The following is a 2,594-nucleotide window of genomic DNA, read 5'->3' as shown; positions in this document are numbered from 1 at the left end:
GCCGGAATGACTCCCATGAGCACCGAGGAGACCAGTGGGGTATCGCCGCCCTTGCCGCCCGGCACATAAACGCCGGCGGCATCGACAGGATTGACCATCTGCCCGAGAAAGGTACCCGGTCGTCGGGTGTCTATCCACGATTTGGGCAGCTGTTGACGGTGAAAAGCGTCGATCTGCGACGCGGCACGATTCAATGCCCGCATGAACGCCCGGTCCACCTTTGTTTTGGCCGCTGCCATCTCTTCAGGGGTTACGGCAATTGCCGCGACGGTCATTTGGGGGGCATCGAACTGTTGGCAGTACCGAACCAGGGCGCTGTCACCGTTCCGTTTGACGTCGTTGAGAATCCGCGTGACAGCCTGGACGTCGGCTTTCCTGAAATCGATACCCCGGCCAATGATAGTCTTCATTTTTTTATCGGCAGCGGCAGATGGGTAGCGTAGGATTTTCATCGCATCATTTCCTTTTTTCCAAGTTGCCCTCATTTATTGTGGATCAAGATGGTTTGTCAATAGATGCCGCCCATGCATCGGATCAGCACATTGAGGATAGAATCAAATTCAGTTCGCTCGCCAACCCCGCCGCAAGCGTTGGGGTTGCGCCCGCTATCGCGTTTCGGTGGCAACGTTCGTTTCGCGGCCTTCAAGGGCCAGCAAAATTTGGCTGAACTGCAATCATTATATATTTGATGTTACCAGTTGACAGATTGGTTTTCATCTGTAGAAATATGGGGCCAATTAACCGGTGTCGGCGTGAAACCCGTTTCGTCACCGGCCCCCCCGAGGCATTCCAAATGGAGGTTATTTACGATGAAAGCGGACCGAATCCACAATTTCAACGCCGGACCGGCGGCCCTGCCCCTGCCAGTATTGGAAGAGATCCAGGAGTCCTTTCTCAACTTTGCCGGTTCGGGCTTGTCGGTCACCGAAATCAGTCACCGGTCGAAATGGTTCGACGATGTGATCAATGACGCCGTGACCCGGGTCAAGCGAATCCTGAAACTGGACGACCGCTTCCGGGTGCTTTTTCTCCAGGGCGGCGCCAGCATGCAGTTCTGTATGGTTCCTATGAACCTGCTGGGTGTCGGCGATTCGGCTGACTACGTCAACACCGGTACGTGGTCCACCAAAGCCATCAAGGAGGCCACGCTTCAGGGCCAATCCATCAACGTGGTGGCATCTTCCGAAGACCGAAACTTTTCCTATATCCCCCGGTCAATCGCTTTCAACGCCGATGCAGCTTACGCCCACATCACCTCCAATAACACCATCAAGGGCACCCAATGGGCGCAGTTTCCAGAGACCGGCGGCGTCCCCATCGTATCGGATATGAGTTCGGACATTTTCTCCAGGCCGCTGGAGATGGACAAGTTCGGCTTGGTCTATGCCGGCGCCCAGAAGAACATGGGTCCGGCCGGCGTGTGCCTGGTGATTGTCCGGGATGATCTGCTGGCCCGCAGCCCCGGAGACATTCCCACCATGCTGCGCTACACCACCTATGCCGAGAAGAACTCGATGTACAACACCCCGCCCTGTTTTGCCATCTATACGGTCCAACTGGTGCTCAAATGGCTGGAAGAGACCATTGGCGGAATGGACAAGATGGCGGCATTGAACCGGAAAAAAGCCGACCTGCTGTACGACACCATCGACCAGAACGGCTTTTTCCAGGGGACTGCGGAAAAGGCAAGCCGCTCGCTGATGAACGTCACTTTCCGCCTGCCCAGCGAAGATCTGGAAAAAACCTTCGTGGCCGAGGCCATGCAAAACGGCATGGGTGGTTTAAAAGGCCACCGCAGTGTGGGTGGATGCCGGGCCTCCATCTACAATCCGACGCCCTTGACCGCTGTTGAGGCGCTGGTGGATTTCATGAAGGGTTTTGAGGGTAAACACGGATAAACAGCCCATTCCCGACAATCCTTTTCACCCATAGGGTTGAATAAGGTTGTCGGGCTTTTTTTTGCGTTGCACCTGCCGTTACCGGTTGGGCTTGCCCCGCCTTCCCCGCCCTTTCCCCAGTGGGCGAAAAACCGACGAAAACAGCCTGAAATCACCGGTATGCAGACTGGCCGCACCCCGGCTGTCATTTTTGGTTTTTCTTGACATTACCGGCGAAGACTCATAATTACAGTAGCAGATTACTGTTTTTTCCCATCTTTTGTAGACATGACCATCAGATCGCCGATCGCTTTTTTTAACACCAGCCGCATATGGACAGGAGGGACGCTATGGACAAAATTCTGAGAATTAAAATGAGTGCCCAGGGAGAACCGGCCGTCAAGACCGAGGCCTTGGGAGCCTATGCCGGCTTGGGTGGCCGGGCAATGACCTCGACCATCGTGGCCAAGGAAGTCCCCCCCACCTGCCACCCCCTGGGAGCGGCAAATAAACTGGTCATCGCGCCGGGCCTGCTCAGCGGATCGGCGGCGGCCATGTCCGGGCGCATCAGTGTGGGCTGCAAAAGCCCGCTGACCGGCGGCATTAAAGAGGCCAACTCCGGAGGCCAGGGCGCCCAGGTGATGGCACGGCTGGGCTACGCGGCCATCATCCTCGAGGGCCAGGCGAAAGATGACAGCTTGTACAAGGTTTTTATCA

Annotated in this window: 3 protein-coding genes; 2 read left to right on the top strand and 1 reads right to left on the bottom strand. The window is 56.1% G+C overall.

Going from position 1 to position 2,594, the window contains the following annotated elements; genetic code table 11:
• Window positions 1–452: histidinol dehydrogenase (locus tag QNK41_RS18820; RefSeq protein ID WP_319260058.1), on the bottom strand; the 452-nt coding region annotated here is incomplete at its 3' end.
• 357 nt (window positions 453–809) lie between these two features.
• Between QNK41_RS18820 and serC the strand changes: the two genes are divergently transcribed.
• Entirely contained in the window at window positions 810–1,898 is a 1,089-nt protein-coding gene (gene serC, locus QNK41_RS18815) for a 3-phosphoserine/phosphohydroxythreonine transaminase (protein WP_319260056.1), read from the top strand.
• A 329-nt stretch (window positions 1,899–2,227) separates the two neighbouring features.
• A partial coding sequence (locus QNK41_RS18810) for an aldehyde ferredoxin oxidoreductase N-terminal domain-containing protein (protein ID WP_319260053.1) occupies window positions 2,228–2,594 on the top strand: 367 nt, incomplete at its 3' end.

This window comes from Desulfosarcina sp., from assembly GCF_033791525.1.
Classification (GTDB): domain Bacteria; phylum Desulfobacterota; class Desulfobacteria; order Desulfobacterales; family Desulfosarcinaceae; genus Desulfosarcina.
Note: the sequence above shows the minus strand (reverse complement) of the source record. Positions and strands in the feature narration are given on the sequence as shown.